Source organism: candidate division WOR-3 bacterium (assembly GCA_013177935.1).
Lineage (GTDB): Bacteria > Hydrothermota > Tepidihabitantia > Tepidihabitantales > Tepidihabitantaceae > Tepidihabitans.
The window spans coordinates 397,505-417,479 of sequence record JABLXZ010000001.1 but is presented as its reverse complement, the minus strand read 5'-3'; the positions used below and the strand labels follow the sequence as shown (position 1 = coordinate 417,479).

General features: G+C 48.2%; 14 protein-coding genes and 1 tRNA gene. 11 read left to right on the top strand and 4 right to left on the bottom strand.

The genetic code is table 11. From position 1 onward, the window contains the following. Positions 1 to 3: 3 nt before the first annotated feature. Positions 4 to 89 (bottom strand) — tRNA-Leu (locus HPY86_01970). Between the two features lie 204 nt (positions 90 to 293). On the opposite strand from HPY86_01970, the gene HPY86_01965 reads away from it, so the two are divergent. From HPY86_01965 to HPY86_01925, 9 genes are all read left to right on the top strand, one after another. Beyond that, entirely contained in the window at positions 294 to 971 is a 678-nt protein-coding gene (locus HPY86_01965; GenBank protein ID NPV13683.1) for a hypothetical protein, read from the top strand. Between the two features lie 22 nt (positions 972 to 993). Further along, the gene (locus tag HPY86_01960; protein NPV13682.1) at positions 994 to 4,041 is read left to right on the top strand and encodes a hypothetical protein; all 3,048 of its coding nucleotides are present in this window, start codon (positions 994 to 996) and stop codon (positions 4,039 to 4,041) included. A gap of 5 nt (positions 4,042 to 4,046) precedes the next feature. Next, positions 4,047 to 4,562 carry a cytidine deaminase gene (locus HPY86_01955; GenBank protein ID NPV13681.1) on the top strand — a complete coding sequence of 172 codons (516 nt, stop codon included), beginning with the start codon at positions 4,047 to 4,049 and terminating at the stop codon, positions 4,560 to 4,562. A gap of 72 nt (positions 4,563 to 4,634) precedes the next feature. Further along, positions 4,635 to 4,895, top strand: a complete 261-nt coding sequence (locus tag HPY86_01950) for an HPr family phosphocarrier protein (GenBank protein ID NPV13680.1) — start codon at positions 4,635 to 4,637, stop codon at positions 4,893 to 4,895. Continuing rightward, a complete protein-coding gene (gene ptsP / locus HPY86_01945; protein NPV13679.1) occupies positions 4,885 to 6,693 on the top strand; it encodes a phosphoenolpyruvate--protein phosphotransferase in 1,809 nt (602 codons plus the stop codon). Before HPY86_01950 ends, ptsP begins: the two co-directional genes overlap by 11 nt. After that, positions 6,690 to 7,715, top strand: a complete 1,026-nt coding sequence (locus HPY86_01940) for a bifunctional phosphoglucose/phosphomannose isomerase (GenBank protein ID NPV13678.1) — start codon at positions 6,690 to 6,692, stop codon at positions 7,713 to 7,715. Before ptsP ends, HPY86_01940 begins: the two co-directional genes overlap by 4 nt. Then, the gene (locus tag HPY86_01935) at positions 7,712 to 8,710 is read left to right on the top strand and encodes an NTP transferase domain-containing protein (protein ID NPV13677.1); all 999 of its coding nucleotides are present in this window, start codon (positions 7,712 to 7,714) and stop codon (positions 8,708 to 8,710) included. The genes HPY86_01940 and HPY86_01935 overlap by 4 nt, the downstream gene beginning before the upstream one ends. Beyond that, a complete protein-coding gene (gene tgt, locus HPY86_01930; GenBank protein ID NPV13676.1) occupies positions 8,707 to 9,852 on the top strand; it encodes a tRNA guanosine(34) transglycosylase Tgt in 1,146 nt (381 codons plus the stop codon). Before HPY86_01935 ends, tgt begins: the two co-directional genes overlap by 4 nt. Before the next feature lie 16 nt (positions 9,853 to 9,868). After that, a complete protein-coding gene (locus tag HPY86_01925) occupies positions 9,869 to 11,011 on the top strand; it encodes an ABC transporter substrate-binding protein (GenBank protein NPV13675.1) in 1,143 nt (380 codons plus the stop codon). Positions 11,012 to 11,068: 57 nt separating this feature from the next. On the opposite strand, the gene HPY86_01920 is transcribed toward HPY86_01925, so the two are convergent. From HPY86_01920 to HPY86_01910, 3 genes are read right to left on the bottom strand one after another with little or no spacing between them, the layout of a single operon-like run. Further along, positions 11,069 to 12,406 (bottom strand): insulinase family protein, encoded by a 1,338-nt coding sequence (locus HPY86_01920; GenBank protein NPV13674.1) that lies wholly within the window; start codon positions 12,404 to 12,406, stop codon positions 11,069 to 11,071. Then, positions 12,403 to 13,746, bottom strand: coding sequence for an insulinase family protein (locus tag HPY86_01915; protein NPV13673.1), 1,344 nt, complete (start codon positions 13,744 to 13,746; stop codon positions 12,403 to 12,405). Before HPY86_01915 ends, HPY86_01920 begins: the two co-directional genes overlap by 4 nt. A 4-nt stretch (positions 13,747 to 13,750) precedes the next feature. After that, positions 13,751 to 15,754, bottom strand: coding sequence for a DUF2817 domain-containing protein (locus HPY86_01910; GenBank protein NPV13672.1), 2,004 nt, complete (start codon positions 15,752 to 15,754; stop codon positions 13,751 to 13,753). A gap of 1,062 nt (positions 15,755 to 16,816) precedes the next feature. On the opposite strand from HPY86_01910, the gene HPY86_01905 reads away from it, so the two are divergent. Together HPY86_01905 and HPY86_01900 are read left to right on the top strand one after the other, a co-directional pair. Further along, entirely contained in the window at positions 16,817 to 18,772 is a 1,956-nt protein-coding gene (locus HPY86_01905) for a hypothetical protein (GenBank protein ID NPV13671.1), read from the top strand. A 71-nt stretch (positions 18,773 to 18,843) separates the two neighbouring features. Next, positions 18,844 to 19,974, top strand: coding sequence for a hypothetical protein (locus HPY86_01900; GenBank protein NPV13670.1), 1,131 nt, complete (start codon positions 18,844 to 18,846; stop codon positions 19,972 to 19,974). Position 19,975: the final 1 nt, after the last annotated feature.

Here is a 19,975-nt window from a genome sequence, read left to right as displayed (position 1 = left end):
AACTGGTGCGAGGAGGGGGAGTTGAACCCCCATCCCTTTTCGGGACCAGATCCTAAGTCTGGCGCGTCTGCCAGTTCCGCCATCCTCGCATCGGCGTAAATTTCCTGCCGTCTTGCGGACCGATTCTATTTTAAAAAGGTGTGAACCGAAGTCAAGGAATGGTAACAGATTACAGGGTAAAATTTAAGATGTACTGTTTATTTATTCAATCGTTGACTTGCCTCCAGTTTATTTTACCATTTTTACAAATTAAGGAGTTACAAATAAAAGGATTTTTGTCTTCTTTTCGACGTTTGAGACCTCGGGCATACGCAAATGCTGCGATAATCGGGATAACTTTTCTATTTTTTATTGGCTGCGAAAATCTACCCCCTTCAACCCCGATAGTTTTAGGACCGCAGCGGGCAAGACCAAACGACACGGTGATGGTTTCAGCGTTGTCAGTAGATAAAGAGGGAGATTCGGTTTCCTACTTTTTTGAGTGGAGCGAAGGGGTTGAATCGGGCTGGAGCGACTGGATTTCTGAAGGAATAGAATATTACCGTCCGGTGGTGTTTCAAGACACCGGGCTATTTTTTCTCAGGGTAAAGGCACGCGACACCAGACAGGAGTCGGGCTGGTCCGACACCTTTGCGGTTGATGTTCGGTACTGGACACCGCAGGTACCAAGGCCTCCTTCTGGTCCTGATACCGTTATTGTGGGTGATACGGTTAAGTTTGTTTCGCTCGCGTTGCATCCACTTGAGCAGTCGGTTGCCCTGCAGTTTCACTGGGGCGATACGATTGGTGAATGGAGTAGTTTTGTGCCTCCGGGCACATCAGTTTGGCAGCGACACAGTTATCTTTTGCCCGGGATTTATGAGGTGCGCTGTCGGGCAAAAGACCGTGCCGGATATGTTTCGGACTGGTCTTTGCCGGAAACGGTTTTGGTGGTTGAGAGCCGGTTCGATATGCAGGGCGGCGCTCGATGAATAAGAATGGAGGTTTTTTAATATGAGAAGGCTGATTGCAGTCTGCATTATGGTTCTGTGCGCAGGGGTAATTACCGCTGCAGAACCGTCCAGAGAGATGAAGGTCAAGGTCTTCTGCCCGCACCAGGAATTGAGTACGGTAGCAAAAGAGGTCCTCGAATTTTATGAGGTAAAAGACGATTACTTTGTTGGTGCGGTGACCGCCGAGACTTATAAAAAGCTTGTGAATAGAGGGTTCCGGGTGGAGGTACTGGTTGAGGATATGCAGGAGTGGGCGAGGTTGCAGTGTCCGGGCGAAGATTTTGGCCGGTACCACTCCTATCAGGAGATAATGGACACATTTGCCCTGATTGCTACTACCTATCCGAATATCTGCAAACTGGAGACGATTGCGGTTTCACCAACCGGTAAGTTTTTAATTGCCATGAAAATTACCCAGAATCCGATGGTTGAGAATCATCGGCCCAGACTGGAATGGGATGGCACAATACATGGTAACGAGAACATCGGGACTGAAATCTGCTGGTATATTACCCGACGCCTGACCGAGGGTTATGGTTCAGACCCGCTAATTACCCATCTGGTCAACACCAGGGAAATCTGGGTGGTTCCCTGTATGAATCCTGAAGGTTTGATCAACCGCACCCGAACCAACTCCAACGGGATTGACCTGAACCGCGATTTTGGCTATGCCTGGAATCAGGAGTCCGGTGCGAATGTTCCCTGGAGTCAACCCGAGATTCAGGGGTTTAGAAATTTTCTGCAGCGTCAGCCGTTTGTGATAACGATGACCTATCACAGCGGTACCAGGTCGGTAATGTGGCCCTGGAGTTACTCTCAAATCGCTACCCGGGATAGCGTTGCCCATCAACAGTTGTGTCAGTTGTACAGTAGCATCACCGGTTATCCGGCATTTCAGATTTCCCGGGGGCTTTATGAGTGTACCGGTACCTCTTCGGATTTTACCTATGGAGCAGAAGGTGCATTAGGTCTGGCAGCCGAAGTGTCAAACAGTCAACCACCACCTCAGGGTGAAATTGACACAATCTGTCGGGCGAACTGGACCGCAAGCGTTCAGCTGATGATTCGTGGGGCGTGGGGGATTCGCGGCCAGATAACCGATTCCGTTACCGGTTTGCCCGTAAAACGGGCGATTGTTGTTCCGGTACCGACCAACTGGATGGTGTACACTGACACCACGGGCTGGTTTTTTAAATATGTTTTACCCGGAACATATACTTTAAAGGTGATGGCGGATGGTTATCAGACCAAGACGGTCAGCGGCATCGTTGTTCCTAACGACACCTTTGTTGTGGTCAATGTGGCATTGAATCCCGATTCGACCACGCCAATTACCGGTTACAAGGTTACCACCTGGATTTGCAAGAGTTCGACCGGTGCGGGTTCAACAATGGGGCTTGCGGCTCTGGGCAGAAGGGATAACAGCACGCTGAGTTTAACCACGCGTGGTATGGCGGTTATTGAACTTTCCGAAGAGATAATAAACGGACCTGGTACCGATTTTACGGTCTATTCTACTACCAACAAGCCCTGTTCGGTGTTTGTGTCGAGTGAGTGGAATGGACCCTGGTCGTTCTGTGCTTATGGCTCTGGAAACATCGCCTGCGACCTCGCCAGCGCCGGTATTAATATCGCAAAGTTCGTTCGACTGAACGATGCAGGGCAGAATTACGACCTTGATGCGATTGAAGGGGTGGTTGTTAATGCACCAGCGTTGGTTTTCCAGAATAAAACGGTAATCGATTCACCACCTGGAGGTAATGGGGATGGGAAACTTGACGCGGGTGAGAGCGCGGCATTGACCGTGGCATTGCGTAATGCTGGTCGGCTGGCCGCAACTAATGTTACCGGTACGCTTCGAACTTCCAGCCCGTTTGTATCGGTCGTTGATTCAATCGGGTTTTTTGGCGAGATTCTGCCCGATTCGGTGCGCACAAACAGCGCTGACCGATTTGAGGTTGTTGCCGCACCCGAGACACCACGGGAGCACCAGGCGGAGATGAGACTTTATCTATCAGGCAACGGCTATTCTGATAGTATCAGTTTTATCGTTACGGTTGGTGAGTTGCGAGTCGTTGACCCGATTCCCGATAATGCCAACCCGGTAATTTATTGGGCTTACGATGAAATTGATACGCTTTATGCGGAACATCCTGAGTTCAACTGGGTGGAGATTAGAAACCTCGGTACAAGGCTAACTTTAAGCGACGACCAAATCGTTCAGATAAATCTACCCCCTTCATTTGGTCCCTTTGTCTTCTATGGACAGCCCTACACTCAGATTTCAGTTTGTTCTAACGGCTGGCTGGCGCCCGGATATACAACATCAACTTCTTACCAGAATACCAGTTTGCCCAATAGTTCGATGCCGCCGTTGCTGGCTGCGAACTGGGACGACCTGTATCCACCCAGTGGCAATGGTGTGTGGTACTATCACGACAGTGTCAATCACCGATTTATTGTGGAATGGGATTCGGTTCGTTACTGGAGTCCAAACACCATATGGGAGAAGTTCCAGATAATTCTTTATGATACAACGCTTGCGGGTGGGGATGGTAATTGTAAATTTGCCTTTCAGTATCTAACTGCGAACTATCCAGGAAATTCAGCAACCGTCGGTACTCAGAACCAAGCTGGGGCTCGGTTTATTCAGGTACTCTACAATGGGACCTATCATCGGGCGGCATCGCCCTGGGTTCCAGGTCACGCAATTAAGTTTTCCACCGATTACCAGACTGGAATTGCAGAGAACCGGGTATCAGGGTTATCGCCGGTTCATCTGGCACTGCGCGTGGCGGAAAACCCCGCTCAGAGTAGAGTGGTCCTGCATTACTCTTTACCGTTTGCGGACCAAGTAAGTCTGGAGGTGTTTGACCGTTCGGGCAGGCTGGTACGCCGATTTGAATTTGGCGAACAGCGTTCGGGAAATTACAGAGTCCAGTGGGATGGACGCGACAATCAAGGACGTACAGTTCCAGCCGGGGTTTACTGGGTTCGGCTTTCAACCAGCCGACAGTTGAAAACGGTTAAGGCGGTACTGGTGCGCTGAGCGGTATGAGAGGGGAAAAAGGGAAGAAACAGGGCAGGGAAAATCTTAGGACAACCCGAAGCAGGTTGCAATCCTGCCCGCGTAAGACCTGGGATGAGTATTTTATCGCCATCGCCCGCCTTGTATCAGAACGGTCGACCTGTTTACGACGAAAGGTCGGTGCAATTCTGGTTCGGGAAAAACGGATTCTCTGTACCGGTTACAACGGGGCGCCGCACGGATTGCCCCATTGTGATAAAGTGGGTTGTCTCCGTGATGAACTAAGGATTCCAGCCGGAGAGCGGATTGAGATTTGCCGGGGAATTCATGCCGAGCAGAATACGCTGGTTCAAGCGGCAGCATTTGGTATCAGTGTTTCCGGAGCCACTCTTTATTGCACCCATGCACCTTGTATTACCTGTGCCAAGATGTTGATCAACGCGGGTATCCGGGAGTTTGTTATCGCGGAAGACTATCCGGACGATTTTGCTCGCTCCTTTTTGGTTGAGGCGGGCATTGTGGTGCGACGGATACGGAGGTAAAAGAAGCCCCGAGTGCGCTGATGGTAACTGTTGACCTTAAGAGGTAGCACATTATATTTACCACCGAGAGCGATGATTAAAGAAGAGTTGATTATTGGCGGTCCGGTTGGTCTTCATGCTCGGCCTGCAGCGGAGTTTGTCCGACTTGCGGAAAAGTTTCAATCGCGGGTGAGGCTTGCCAAGGATGGTATCTGGGTTAATGGCAAGAGTATTCTCGCAATTCTGACTCTGGCCGCGGAGAAAGGAAGTGTTGTAACGCTCGAGGTCAGTGGTGTTGATGAGGAAGAGGCGTTTCGGGTTTTAAAGGAGAAGTTGACCAAGAATGATTCGTAAACCGGCGGATGCGCGTTTGCGCGGGAAACCAAGGGAAAGGATTATCCGGTCAATTCCGGTGTCGGCGGGTTTCGCCCGGGGCAAGGTTTTTATTTATCGACTTTATCTGCCAGAGGTTGAGGAAAGAACCATTTTTCCGGCAGAGGTAACAAAAGAGGTTGAGCGATTCAGGGATGCGATTAAAATTACGAATGATGATTTACAGAAGTTAAAAGAGCGGGTGAAAAAAGAGATGGGGCGGGATTTTGCCGATTTTATCGATGTGCAACTGGCGGTGTTAAACGATGAGGAGGTACTTAAGAAGACTGAGCAGTTCATCCGTGAGCGTTTACGAAACGCCGAATTCGCTTATACACAAACTCTAAAACAGCTTACCGCCAATGTAAGCCGAGCTGGACTGTCCTTTTTCCGCGAGCGGTTTGTTGATGTTGCTGATGTTTCAGCGCGAGTACTTTCAGTACTGCTGGGAGATGAGTTGCCATCGATTCATACGCTCGAGCCGGGTTCGATAATAGTTGCCCATGAGTTACCCCCTTCGGAGACGGCGCTACTTGACCCGGGAAAAGTTGCGGCTGTGGTTCTCGAAGCCGGGGGCAAAACATCGCATACCGCAATTATGGCAAAGGCTAAAGAAATACCTGCGGTAGTAGGAGCAGAAGGTATTCTGCGTGAGGTTAAAGATGGGGATGATCTGTTTGTCGACGGTTATCGGGGAGTTGTGTTTGTTAACCCAACACCCAGCCGTCTTAATACATACAAAAACGAAATCGAGCGTTACCGAGCGCATCGAGCGTCACTTAAAGCGCTGGTTGAAGAAGAGGCGGTAACGCTTGATGGTAAGGTGATTGACCTGTCGGCAAACATCGAATTTCTCATTGAGGCGAAAGTTGCCCGGGAAAACGGTGCGCGTGGCGTCGGTTTGTTTCGTACCGAGTACATTTATCTGGCAAAGCGCCGGCCGCCCACTGAAGAGGAGCAGTATGCGGTTTATCGTGATGTCGCCGAAATGTTTAAGCCTTATCCGGTGATAGTGCGCACCTTTGATTTAGGAGGTGATAAGGTAATCCCCGGTTATTCTGAGGCGAATCCGTTTCTGGGCTGGCGGGCAATCCGAGTGTGTCTTGATGACCCAATGTTGTTTAAAACGCAGTTGCGGGCGATTTTGAGGGCATCAAGTCACGGTAATGTCAAGATGATGTTCCCGATGATTGCAACTATTGAAGAGTTGCGCCGGGCAAAGCTCTTACTGGAAGAGGCGAAGAAGGAGTTGCGCCGCGCGGGCAAAGGTTTTAATGAACAAATTGAGGTTGGGGTGATGGTTGAGACACCATCGGCGGCGCTGCTGGCACAGCAGTTTGCCCGGGAATGTAATTTTCTATCCATCGGCTCCAATGACCTGACGCAGTATACCCTGGCGGTTGACCGGGGTAATGAACTTGTTGCAAAGTTGTTTGACCATCTGCACCCGGCGGTGCTGCAGTTGATTAAACAGACGATTGATGCGGCACACCGTCAGGGTATCTGGGTTGGTATGTGTGGTGAATTTGGTGCCGACCCGCTGGGCATCGTTCTGTTACTGGGCATGGGAATTGATGAGATTTCAGTAGTGCCGGGAATGATTCCAGAGGCGAAAAATATCATCCGTTCGGTTGACACAACTATTGCCCGGGAGGTGGCATCCCAGGCGCTGGAGCTTTCGACCGCACTTGAGGTTGAGCGCTTGCTCTATCGGGAGTTGCACCGGCGTTTTCCCAAACTGGCGCAATCGCTGTTTGCCATTGGAGAGCGAAAAAAATGAGCAAAATGGAAGAAAACAATATGCTAAAACTTATCTATGGATTGCCCGAACAACTTGGTCAGGCAGCTGCAATTGGCCGTGGTTGTCCAATAATTTTTAAGAAGGAACTGGAGAATGTCGTGATTGCCGGTATGGGTGGTTCGGCAATGGGCGGTGATATAGTGCGAACCGTACTGAACGAAGAGGCACTGTTGCCGGTTGCGGTCTGGCGTGATTACCAATTGCCAGCGGCAGTCGGGAAAAAGACCCTTCTGTTTCTTAGCAGTTATTCTGGTAATACAGAAGAGACAATCAGTGCTTATGAAGAAGGACGGCGGCGTGGCGCTTTGATTTTTGTCATCACCAGCGGTGGCAAAATGGCTGAAATGGCAAAAACGGACGGTTTTCCCTTGCTTCTTGTTCCCGATGGAATGCCACCGCGAACCGCCGTGGGCTATATGAGTGTTCCGCTGCTCACGGTACTTTATCGGCTCAGGTTGTGCCGAGATTATACACCAGACATCATAGAGACGCAGCGATTGATAAAACAACGCCTGGGCGTGTGGCGAAGACGGGCAACTGCTATTGCGCCACTTTTGCTAAATCGCCTGCTGGTGATTTATTCAACCGCCCGGCTGCTTGATGTTGCGGCTTATCGATGGCAGTGTCAGTTGAATGAAAATGCCAAGGTGTTCTGTCATAGCGGTATGCTACCTGAGCAGAGCCATAATGAGATAATGGGTTTCGGCGCGCCGCAATTTCTGGAGCGCAAAATTTATACGGTTGTTCTTGTGGATAAAAGCTCTCACCCAAGGACTTTGCAGCGTTTGCGGGAGATGAGAAAACTTGTTGCAGGAAGTTGGGCTGGTATGCACATTGTAAAAACCGAAGGTGTTTCGCCGTTGGCGCGCCTGTTTTCATCAGTGGTGATGGGTGATCTGATAAGCGTTGCGGTTGCTGAAAAAAGAGGTGTTGACCCCATAGGTATTCCTCGAATTGATAAATTAAAACAGGCGCTGGCACGAAGGAGTAAGGTAAAATGAGATTAGGGGTTATTGTTCCAGCAGCAGGGGAAGGACAGCGGTTACGACCCCATACGCTTAAGCGACCCAAGGTAATGCTGGAGGTGGGAGGTAAACCGATAATCGGTCATATCTTTGAAAGGTTAATGGAATTGCAACCTGAGCGGGTTTGTGTTGTTGTTCCACCCCACGGCCACATGATTGAAAACTATCTTCGTTCCAATTTTGCCCTAGATATCCGATTTGCTATTCAGCCCGAACCTCTGGGGTTAGCAGATGCGGTGCTTAAGGCGCGAAGTGAAGTTGAGGACCTGCCGCTTTTAATAATTCTCGGAGATACGATAGTCGAAACTGATTTCAACCAATTAGTGACCGGAGATTGTGTAATTGGTGTAAAAGAGGTGAGTGACCCCCGGCGCTTTGGTGTTGTCATCTTAGAAAATGGACTGGTTAGAAAGGTGATAGAGAAACCGCAGACACCGATAAGCAACCTGGCGATTGTTGGAGTTTACTATTTTGCCGACGCTAAGGCTATGTTTGAAGCAGTGGACCTTCTTGTGCGAGAGGGGAAAAAGGTCAAAGGTGAGTTTCAGTTTACTGATGCTCTGCAGTCTCTTGCTGATAACGGGCTGGCGATTAAGACATTGAACATAGAGCACTGGCTGGACTGCGGAACGCCGGAAGCGTTAATTGCTACCAATCGCTTTTTGTTAGAAAAGACCGGTGGTAGCAATCCTCAGGGTTGTGGCCAGGTGCTGGCAAGTTTTGTGATTCCGCCCGTATCGATTGCCCGCGATGCGGTAGTGGAACGCTCGGTAATCGGTCCGTTTGTATCAGTTTCGGCGGGAGCAAGAATAACCGAGTCCGTTGTTCGTAATGCTCTAATTTACGAAGGTGCAACGGTTGAACATGCCGTTATTAGTTCGGGAATCGTAGGGGAGCAGGCACAGGTAGTTGGACAAACAGGGCTGATTAATATCGGGCCTGGTGAAAGGTTTGAGGTGAAATTGAGATGATGCAATTTGAGGTCATCGCAACATGTGGAAAGGCGCGTCTGGGCAAACTAAGTTTGCCGCACGGGGTTGTCGACACCCCGACATTTATGCCCGTTGGCACCCAGGCAACGGTCAAAACTTTAACACCGGCTGAGTTAAAGGCGTGCGGGACCCAGATGATTGTTTGTAATACATATCATCTTTACCTTCGTCCTGGACACAAACGGATTAATCGATTGGGAGGGGTTTCCCGGTTTATGGGCTGGAACCTGCCGGTTTTAACCGATTCCGGTGGTTACCAGGTTTATTCACTGGCGGCGCTTTCCCGAATCGGTGACGAGGGTATTGAGTTTCAATCCCATATTGACGGTAGTAGACATTTTTTCACACCGGAACTGGTAATAGAAATCCAGGAGGATTTAGGGTCGGATATTGCGATGTGTCTTGACGAATGTCCGCCTTTTCCGGTAAGCCGGCACCAGGCAGAAGTAGCAGTTCAACGAACAACCGTTTGGGCAGAGCGTTGTCAGCGTCGTGCCCGCGCTGCAACTAATTTGTTCGGTATTGTCCAGGGAGCGACATATCCAGATTTGCGGCGGCAGAGTTGCGAACAGTTGTTACAACTTAATTTTCCCGGCTATGCAATAGGTGGTTTGTGTCTGGGTGAACCTGCGGAGTTGACCTACGAGCTAACTGATACAGTCTGCGTCCTTCTGCCGGTTGAGAAGCCGCGTTATCTGATGGGAGCGGGATATCCCGAAGACATCATCACCGCGGTGAGTTTGGGTGTTGATATTTTTGACTGTGTGTTACCCACCCGCAACGGTAGAACGGGTACGGCGTTCATAAGTACCGGTCGGTTGTTGATTCGGAACGCCCGATACGCGGATGACCCAACGCCGCTCGACCCGAATTGTGACTGTTACACCTGCCGAAACTTTTCTCGTGCCTATTTGCGGCATCTTTTCATCGCGGGCGAGGCTTTAGGACCGAGACTTTTGACTTTTCACAATCTCTGGTTTTTTCAGTCGTTAATGAAGGCGATTCGCCATTCGCTGCAAACTGGTAAATTTGCCGAGTGGGCAAAAGGGTTTCTTTCCCGGTACCGAGCCCAGATTGAGTACGGTTCGGTACCAGAACAGAGTTTGATTGGAAACGAATAAACCATAGGAGGCATAAATGAGGATAATAAAAACCGTAGGTACCATCTGTCTGATGCTCGGTCTGGGCATATTTGCCTGTGGTCCGGGCAATGTTATCAAAATCGGGGTAGTTGCTCCTCTAACCGGTGATGTTAAAACCTTCGGTGAATCAACGATAAACGGTATTACCCTGGCGGTCGAAGAGGCAAACCGTGCCGGTGGTATTAACGGCAAACAGATAAAACTGTTTATCTCGGACGACAAGAACGACCCGACCGAAGCTGCAAATGCCGGTGGTAAGTTGATTGAACTGGATGGAGTGGTGGCGATTATCGGTTCGGTTTCGACCAAGTGTTCTTTGCCACTGGCGGACAAGTGTCAGGTAGCAAGAATCCCGATGCTGACGCCAACATCAACTAATCCTAAGGTAACGGTTACTGATGACGGCAAGCACAAGGAGTTTATCTTTCGTGCCTGTTTTACCGATTCTTTCCAAGGTGTGGTTGCTGCTCGGTTTGCGGCTGAGAGCTTAAAGGCGAAAACCGCAGCGGTAATGTTTGATGTCGGCAATGACTATTCCAAAGGACTGGCTGAGTATTTCAAGCGTTTCTTTGAACAGGCGGGCGGTAAGGTGGTCGCATTTGAATCCTATCAGAAAGATGATGCCGACTTCTCAGCGCTCTTGACCAAGATTAAACAACAAAAGCCCGAGGTAGTTTTTCTACCGGATTACTACAACAAGGTCGGTTTGATTGTTAAACAGGCATATCAACTGGGTCTGGAGACGAAATTCTTAGGCGGCGATGGCTGGGATTCACCGGCAATGCTCGAAATTGCTGGTAAAGAGGTGGCGGGTAGTTATTTTGTCAATCACTATTCCGCCGATGACCCCAGACCTGAAGTACAGAACTGGGTAAACAAATACCAGGCGCGGTTTGGCCAGAAACCGGATGCGATGGCGACACTCGGGTATGATGCAGCGCTTCTGCTAATTGCAGCCCTGAAAAATGCGCCTAATGCTAAACCGGATGAAATCCGGCAGGCACTGAGTCAGATTAAAGATTATCCCTGTGTTTCAGGCTCGATTTCTTTTGACGAGTGGGGTAACCCAATTAAGCGCGCCGCGATTATCCAGTGGACCGAAACGGGCCAGAGGTATGTTACTTCGTTCAACCCTTAAATAAACACTTAAAGGCAAATTCGGTTGGAGCGCAGGGGTGTGAACAACACCCCTGCTTTATTCTATCCATTCGGCATCTGGTAAGTTAAGCTCTTCTTTTGTGACATTACCCATTATTACCATAATATAGCGGTCAGGAAACAGATGTTGTTTTGCCGCCTCGTTTACTTGTTCTAATGTTGTTGTTCGTACCCGAACGGGAAACTGTTCCAGCCAGTCGATACCAAAGCGGTAAAGTTCAATCTCCGTTACCCGGTCCAGTTTGCCTTGATTCGAGCTGTAGGAAAGGGGAAAACTACCCGTAAAATAATTTTGTGCCTTGAGTAATTCGGATTTAGTTGCCCCCTTTTCGTGCATTTGCCGGATCTCCGCAAACATCTTTTCTATCGCCTCTTTTGGTTTTGCGGTCTGCACAGTAGCGCGAAATGCACCGGGCAATAAACGGCGGTCAAACCAGCAACGGACATCGTAGGCAAGTCCGCCATACTCCCGAACAGCAAGACCCATTCTTGAGGAAAGCGGCGGTCCTCCCAGAATGTAAGACATCAAGCGTATTGCGATTAAATCCTTATCGAAGATTGAGATGCCGGGGTGGCCAAACTGGATGTAAGTCTGGTTCATCTCTTTACGGGTAATCAATTTGACCCGAATTTTTTCGGGTAAGGTAAGTTCAGGCGGTTGTGGGTTACTGACCGGTCTTGGTTGCCAGTTTCCGAAACGGCGGTTGACTTCGTTTTTTATGTAATTGTGGTCAACGGCACCAACGAAGACGATAAAGCAGTTGTTGGGAACAAAATGAGTCTTATGGAAGTTTTTCAAATCGTCGCGGGTAATCTTTCGGATTGTGGCAGTATCGCCCCGAGGAGGCAACGAGTAACGATGTTCACCGAAGAGAAGGCGGTCAAACTCCATACCGACAACCGAACTTGGGTAGTCATAGGCGCGACGCGCCCCACTCAGCGCCTGTTCCTGGGTTCGCGTAAACTCATCAATCGGAAAGGTTGGTTCAAGAATTATCTCTGATAAAATGTCGAGTCCGGTGGTTAGGTCTTTACTCAAAAGTCGGAGATTGATGAAACAACGGTCGAAATCGGTTCCGGTACCATAGCGGGCACCGATGAAATCGAGAATTTGGGCAATTGAGTCTGGGGTCAAGTTTTTTGTACCCCGCAAGAGCATATCAGTACAAAGACTGGCGGTACCCGCTTTACCATCAGGGTCAAAAACAGCACCGCTTCGGCAAACAAACGAGATGTCTACCATTGGTAAACGGTGGTCTTCGTAAGTAAGGATGATAAGTCCGTTGGATAGTGAGTCGCGAAAGAGCACTGCCCCGGATAGATTACCGATAACGATTAAGAGAATAATTAAAAGTTGTTTACCCGGGAAGTTCATTTTACCTCCTTATCCGAAAGAAGGACGCCGACGATGCGTCGTTGTTCAGTTAGATATTGTTTACAGAAAACAAGAACCTGTTCCGGGGTAGTTTTCTCGATACGTTCGATTTGCTGCAAAAAATGGCGCCAGTTACCGGCGGTAATCTGCGAAGTAGCAAGTAACCAGGCGATATCAGAAATGTCGTCACGGTCAAATAGTGCGGTGGCAAGGGTTTGATTTTTTACCCGTTGCAGTTCTTGAGTGCTTACCGGCTCAGTTACCATCCTTTTTATTTCAGTAAGGATGACAGTTTCGATGCGGGGTATGAGGCTCTCGGCTTTTGGGGTGACCAAAATTTCGAGAATTCCCGGGTCGCGTTCGACAGAGTTCCAGGCTGAAACCGATGTGGCAAAGCCGGAGTCAATAACCAGTGTTCGATAGAGGCGGGAGTTTCGTCCGCTGCCTAAAATTGCTGCCACCACATCTCCCACGATGTAAAGTGAATCACGAATTCCCGGCGTTGGAAAGCCGATTAACAGCGTGGGGACATTAACCCGTTTGCGTAAGACAAGTCGCCTTTCACCCGCCAGAGCGGGTTCGATATCGTAAAAATCCGGCCTTTTGACCGGTGTACCTTTGAATCTGGCGTAATACTTTTCCACTTTTGACTTTACTTCTTCCAGTGGTACATCACCGGCGATGACGATGACCGCATTTGCCGGGTTATAATATTTTTTATACCAGTCGCGGACCTTCTCAACGGTAAACTTTCCCACATCATCAGACCAGCCGATTGTGGGATTACGATGGGGATGGGCAAGAAAGGCAATTGCCTCAAACTGTTCCCACAGGTTACTGGTCGGACGGTTATCCTGCAGGCGCCTTTCTTCAGCTACCACCTGATGCTCGCTTTCAAACTCAGAGTCGGGGAAGATACAATTGTTCATTCTTGCAGCCTCCAGTTTTAGCGCCAGTTCCCAGTGTTCTTTTGCCAGTTCTTCGTAATAACCAGTGTAATAGGTTGAGGTAAAGCCGTTGTTATTGGCGCCTACCGAATCAAGCATCCGGTCGAAGTCACCGGGTTTGTAGATATCAGTGTGCTTGAAACTCATATGTTCTACCATATGGGAAATTCCGGTACTGCCGGTTTGTTCATCGTAGGAACCAACACGATAATAGACATTGACTGAAACAACCGGTGCCGAGGAGTCAAAGTAGTGGATGACATGCAAGCCATTTTTCAGGGTGAATTCGGTGACACGGGATTCGATTGCGGTAATTTCTCCTTTGGTTTCGCGATGGTCAACTTCTGATGGCACTGTAAAGACAAAAAACAAGGAAAGGATATTGTATAGCATACAATCACCTCGTTATTATTATCCGCAGCGGGTGAGCACCGTCAAAGCGGACAAAATATACGCCGGGGCTGACCGTATTCCCATTCCGGTCTTTCCCGTTCCAGAGTAACTGGTTGCTTAATACCGGTACGCTTGCAATGAGTTGTCCGCTCAGGTCAAAAATTTTTAGCGCCCCATTCTGTGTTGCATAGTTGGTTGTTGTAAATTTTACTGGCAAGGCGGTAGGGTTACAGTGGGGTTTAATAACAAACGGCTCGGGTGCTTGAGGTTGAGACATACTGATGCCAACATTGCTTACCCCTTCAATCGCATCGAGATGAAATTCGCCCGAGGCGGTGACTTTTATGTAGCGGATGCTGTCCAAGCCAACAGCACCAATGTCAAACAAACTCTGGTTGGTTTGGGCGGTGCCAATATCGGTCCATAATCCTTGCCAATCATTCGCCCCTTGAACCAACGCCGTACCGCTGCCCGCGGAGCGATAGACAACTAAGTCCATACCATCTTGATTACGAATCGGTGTGGACATATCAAGACAGATGTACTTGCCATTGTCGAGCCGGAACCCATTACCATCGTGAGGACCAAGCGACCGAACTGGATAGGTCCGATTTACTGATGGGTTGACATAGTTGTTGTAGATATGGCGGAAGGCAAAAAGCGGTGCTGATGGGTCCGGGGTTAACTGGACATCAACCGTTGTCACTGAGTCTCCAGAATCGGGTACAACAACATCGGTCAAGGTGGTTTCCCGGTATCCGGGCGCACGAAATGTTAACTGATAGGTTCCGGGAAGATAAAATCGGTGAAAATCACCCAGTTCCGGGTCGTTATAACTTACCCAGTTTGCTGGGCTGATCCAGATTTGGCAGGGAACTGGTTCGCCCGTTGCTGCATCGGTAATAGTACCCCTAATTCCCTGACCGGCGTGGCGTATCAAGGCAAGCATTGCCGGCTTGTTCAAATTGAAAGTCTGGTCAATTTCGGAGGCAGGCGGGGTTTTCTGAATGTGAACCTCAATTGACCAGCCCATCATTCCATAGCCATAGTCAAAATCTTTGGTTGAGCCATTAATTAAATACATCGTGTCTGGACCCTGGCCATAGTGGTAGTGGGTGAAGGCGTCATAGCGGGCAGATAGAAATTGAATCAGGGGCAGTTCCGGAATAGTGTTTTGATAAGAGAAGCAATAACTCCAAGGGTGGGAGATGAAGGTAGTGCCGGCGTGATATGAGACATAAATCACCGCCGGATTACGCCAGATGTGTGCTAAAGCCGCTCTATTTTCCGGTTCGGAAAATGGGGCGGCGCCCTGATTTACTTCATCACCCCACATCCAGCCCCAGTTACGATTTAAGTCAACATTGTTCCCATTGTAACGGCGGCCCGCGATAAAGCCATCGGGATTGTACATTGGTAGAAGGTAAATTTCCCGGTCGTTCACCAGTCGAGTAACAAGGGTGTCGGTGCCGTAGTTTTGAACAAGGTATTTTATCAGTTCGAATACTATCGCCCAAGCGATTTTCTCATCGCCGTGGATATCTCCTTCGAAATGAACTACCGGTTCATTTTCATCGCTTTGAGGGTTATCTGAGATTTTCATTATAAGGATTAAACTACCATTATAACTCAAACCCAGTGTTTCCAGTTTGCAAATATTAGAGTTGTTCTGGGCGATTATTGCCATTGTGTCCCGGAACTCACTATAGGTTAAATAGCGACCATCGCTGGCAGAGGCGAGACAGTTTTGCTCATATACCCTGGTAATGTTTCGGGTAAGAATTTCGATTGAAAAACCGCTACTTCTTAATTTCTCCTGCTCATCAAGCGTTGCCTCAGCAACTACACCACGGTTGTCAATGTAGTTGACGATTACTCCGATTTTTGCTAATGCGCGCATCTCATCGCGACCGGCTCCTACAATCCGTACAAGGTCTCTGGACTGGTCAATATTGGTACTTGCCATCGTAAGGGTTGTAAGGATAAAAAAAACAATTCTTGGTTTCATCAATACTCCTTTCATAGCCATATTTTAAATGATATTGCGGTTCAAGTAATTGTCAAAATAATTGTTACTCGGCATGTCAATGTCATATTAGAGTAAGAGTAATGGTTGTTTTAATCTTTTGTCTCGACACAGAAATTTCATTTTTTCACAATCTGCTGAGGGCTCAGTAACAACCTGTCGCAATTTGTTAACATATTGATTTTGTGTTAGTTATTGTCCTTGACGCACTTTAGTAAGTGCGGTCGCATTAAACAATATTGTTTCGGTTGTTGTTCTAACTTATTGTGTTTTGATGTGTTAGAATTTCAGGTGGTTGGTGGCACAGATAATGCATTTATTTGCTTTCGGTGTTTTTAATGAGAAGCGGGAAGGGGTTAGGTGAAATTGACAGAGTTCCGTTGAATTTTTGTCAATAAGTTTGCTCTTTACAAACGGGAGTTTCTGGGTCCACCGGGCTGCCTCATAAATTGAGTACAATTCTGTAAGACGGGTAGCTACGGAGTCGAGAGGAAGCGCATTGTTCTCTCTGCTCTCTGTTCTGTTGCCATTGAGGCGCACCCGAAATATTAGTACTCCATAGTTTACTCGTCTTCAAAATTGGTGGGTTGCGGAAGGAGGGATACCATTATCCCTTTTGGGAAGGAGGGATAATGACCCATAGATAAGCGGACCCCGGATGGTAGTTGGTAAAATGAAGGAGCAAGACAAAAAGAAGAGGACCTTTGACCGAGCTCGAGACAAGGGGATGCTCCTTACAGGATGGAGAAGTTAAGGTTTAACCAGTAACCTTTGGGGTCCGCCTTAAGATTATCTCCTGGGGCCGGCATCTTAGCCTCCTTCTTGGGATTTTAGAAGCCCACGCCCAAGTCCTACCATAATCGGCCCCTTTTCTACGCCCGGTGGACCCCATTATTTGAAGGAGCTGCGGTACGCCTGAAGGGTGTTCTATACCTTTTTTAAATGGGGAGAGCATGCCGCCTTTTTAAAATATCAGGCACTCTGGAACGCTCACAGGGTAGCCGCGGCTCCTGTAAGATTTACCGGGGGAGAAGGAGGAAAACGATGTTGAGGGTAAAGGGGTGTAGATTCAAATATTTTACTTTTACTCTTTTGATGCTCATTGCCTTTGGTGGCTCTTGCCTTAAGCCACCAGCATTGCCACAATGGGATGTCAGTCTGATAATACCAGTTTATCAGCGTACGATTCGTTTAGGTGAACTTCTGTCAAACAGTGAAAAGTTCCAGATTCAGCCTGATTCATCTTTTGTAATCAATCTTACCCATCGATGGGGACCCGTGGCGGTTGATAACGCTGTTTCTTTGCTTACCATTGAAGAGAGAGAAAAAATCGGGTTGGAAGATTTCGTTTTTTCCAACTTAGGCAGCGGTAGGGATGGGATAAGCTGTGAGGAAATTTTTGGACCGATTCCCGATTCGGGTTTGGAGTTACAGGTTGGGCCGTTTAGTAATATTTTTGAGAAGCACTGTGTCCTCGAGAATATTCAGACCGTTGACATCCTCGAAGGTGTGGTTATTGTGCGACTCGAAAATCGGACACCGCTCAATTTTGATTCGATTGATATTAAACTATTGGGGAGGGTAGTCCATCTCGGCAGTATTAGAGTCGGAGAGTTTCGGGAAGAGAAGTTAAGATTGGGAGGAGCAAGGGCGGTTAATCCAATTGATTTCGATGTTGCCGTCCATTCAATAGGGAGTGGTCGGGATACGGTAAGAATTTTCCCCCAGGATAGTCTTGTGATAAACATAGAACCGGAGTCACTTAGAATTGGAGGCGGCCGATTTAAAGTTGTTGATGCTCAAGCCGAGAAAAAAATAGAAATAAAGATGGTCGCGCGTAACCCCTTAAGAATTGACAGTCTTGTTCTATCACAAGGCCAATGCGTTTTTACGGTTGGTAACCGTTTACCGGCAGCAATGACTCTTAACTATGACTTTCGTAAGATTGGTGTTAGTTCGTCCCGAATGGTTGAGGCGGGAGAAGGGGTGACGGCTGAATTCAATCTGGCAGAGGTTGGAATCGATAATTTACGGAAAACGGGTGGAATACTCGAACTCCAGATGCGGATAAGGTTTGACTCCCGTGGAGAATTTGTTGATGTGACAAAAGATTGTGCGGTGGACATCGGTTATGTAATTCTTGACGCTAAACCGCGGTTTCTTGTCGGGATGTTCCGGGAACCAGTGTACGTTTTTTCCCATGTTGAGACGTTACCCGAATTGGTACCTTTTAACTTACACGGTGTACGGTTTTCCACAGCACAGCTGGTGTTGGCAGGAGAAAATGGCGTTGGTTTTCCAATGGATGTCTTTGTTGCTTTAAAGGCAATAAAGAATCAGCAAATAGTGGCAACTGTTGAAGATGTGATTACCGTAATGCAGGGACAAAGAAACCAGCCCGGTACTTTTGAACGCACATTTCCGATAACAACGCTACTTAACTCCGGGCCGGATTTTATCACCTGCGAATACAACGTCCGGATGAGGGGGTACGGTCGATTTGAGAGTGGACAGTTAGTTTCCGGGACGGCAGTTTTGAATGTTCCAATGCGACTGGCATTTGTACCGGATACGGTAATTTTGCCCGATAAAAGGATTGAATTGTCAGAAGAAGAACGGCAATCGGTTCAAAACTATCTTGTTGATGGCCAAGCAGGAGTCAGGTTGAAGACGGCACTGCCGTTTGGGATGAATGGGCGGCTGGTGTTAAAACCAGGTTCTTTGAGCGAACCGAATGTTCTTGTCGATTCCGTTACAATTCCATTTGTTGTACCGTCCGGGGTGGTTAATAACCAGGGGAGATGTGTTGCCGAGCGGGATACAGCAATCTCAGTTTGTCTTGACAGCATGGCGGTTACTGTGTTCCGAAGTTGTTCTTTGAGTGCCGGATTGATATTCGAGTTCCCACCAACCGATACAGTGGTTGTTTATACCAATGACCAGATAAAACTGGACGCAACTGTAGAAGTCCGAATACGGGTTAATCGCAATCCCAAATAACCATGCTGAATATTCTTTGTTTAACGCTTGGTGTCTTGAATCCTGTTTTTAGTACGGGAAGTAATGCCCTTTTGATAAATCCGGCTAATCTCGGGTTACCAGAAAACCCGATTTTTTCCTGCGAGATTGTTGATTTGACCGCGGGACTGAAAAACAACGCCTTCAACATCGTCCAATATAATCGTTATAGCGGAGCGTTTATTGACGAGACGGCAAAGAGATTGCTATTAAAATCGGTACCAAGGAGCGGACTGGCAATGAACACGGAAATTAATGGAGCAATGCCCCGGTTCAGTTACCGGAATTTTGCGGTTTCGGTCCGAAGCGATGCCGGTGCCGAAGTGGTATTGCCCAAAGGCCTGATTGATTTAATTCTAAATGGCAATGAGTTAGACCGGATGTACAGTTCAAATGGTGCGCGGGCAAAGTTCACCGCGTTGTTGCGGTCAGGAATAGGAACAGGCAAACGCTGGGGGAATTTTTTAGTGGGCGCATCTTTTAATTATATCCGTGGTCTGTTCTATAGTCAGCTTCTTAATCATGAGGCACGGATTGTTACAACCCGGGAAGGTTTTACGGGCGAAGGTTGTGTTGGTTATTTGAAAGCACAGGGTGGTAGTGGCTGGAGCATTGATGTGGGTGGTGCCTATCAGAAAGCTCGACTTTACCTTGGACTGGCGGTATTTGACCTGAGTCCTGGGATAGTGTGGCACGAACAGGTTGAGGAGGGGTACTGGACATTCAGAGTTGATTCAGCCAATCTTTACGAACTATTTGCGGGCTCAGATAAGGTTTACTCTCGAGTAAATCGGGTCAGTAGTAATGAGGTTTTAACTTACTTACCGATTAAATTAAATATGAGCATAGGGTATCAAATCCAACCGGGTGTTAATGCGGGTGTCATTTTGCATCCGGTTTTAGACTTAGAACCTTTCGGTTTAAGTCGATTCACCGCCGAACTCATATCAGAAGTGACAGTCAAGAAACTGGTGCCGATTTGTTTAACCATCGGATATGATAACCGCTTTGGGGTTATTACGGGCATAAATACCGGTTTAAATCTGAGGGGTTGGAGTTTTCGGCTGGGAATTAAGGAGGTTGGTGGTCTGTTGTTTTTCGGAAAGGGGGTTGAGGTAAGACTGGCAATTGGTTACGCGGCTTTCCCAAGAGTAGCGGTTCCCAAATCGGTTATTAGAATCTAAA

Coding starts and splice junctions, on each gene's coding strand:
- HPY86_01925 (NPV13675.1), top strand. CDS start 9,869: ATGAGGATAATAAAAACCGTAGGTACCATCTGTCTGATGCTCGGTCTG.
- HPY86_01905 (NPV13671.1), top strand. CDS start 16,817: ATGTTGAGGGTAAAGGGGTGTAGATTCAAATATTTTACTTTTACTCTT.
- HPY86_01955 (NPV13681.1), top strand. CDS start 4,047: ATGAGAGGGGAAAAAGGGAAGAAACAGGGCAGGGAAAATCTTAGGACA.
- HPY86_01910 (NPV13672.1), bottom strand. CDS start 15,754: ATGAAACCAAGAATTGTTTTTTTTATCCTTACAACCCTTACGATGGCA.
- ptsP (NPV13679.1), top strand. CDS start 4,885: ATGATTCGTAAACCGGCGGATGCGCGTTTGCGCGGGAAACCAAGGGAA.
- HPY86_01915 (NPV13673.1), bottom strand. CDS start 13,746: ATGCTATACAATATCCTTTCCTTGTTTTTTGTCTTTACAGTGCCATCA.
- HPY86_01950 (NPV13680.1), top strand. CDS start 4,635: ATGATTAAAGAAGAGTTGATTATTGGCGGTCCGGTTGGTCTTCATGCT.
- HPY86_01935 (NPV13677.1), top strand. CDS start 7,712: ATGAGATTAGGGGTTATTGTTCCAGCAGCAGGGGAAGGACAGCGGTTA.
- HPY86_01920 (NPV13674.1), bottom strand. CDS start 12,406: ATGAACTTCCCGGGTAAACAACTTTTAATTATTCTCTTAATCGTTATC.
- tgt (NPV13676.1), top strand. CDS start 8,707: ATGATGCAATTTGAGGTCATCGCAACATGTGGAAAGGCGCGTCTGGGC.
- HPY86_01940 (NPV13678.1), top strand. CDS start 6,690: ATGAGCAAAATGGAAGAAAACAATATGCTAAAACTTATCTATGGATTG.
- HPY86_01960 (NPV13682.1), top strand. CDS start 994: ATGAGAAGGCTGATTGCAGTCTGCATTATGGTTCTGTGCGCAGGGGTA.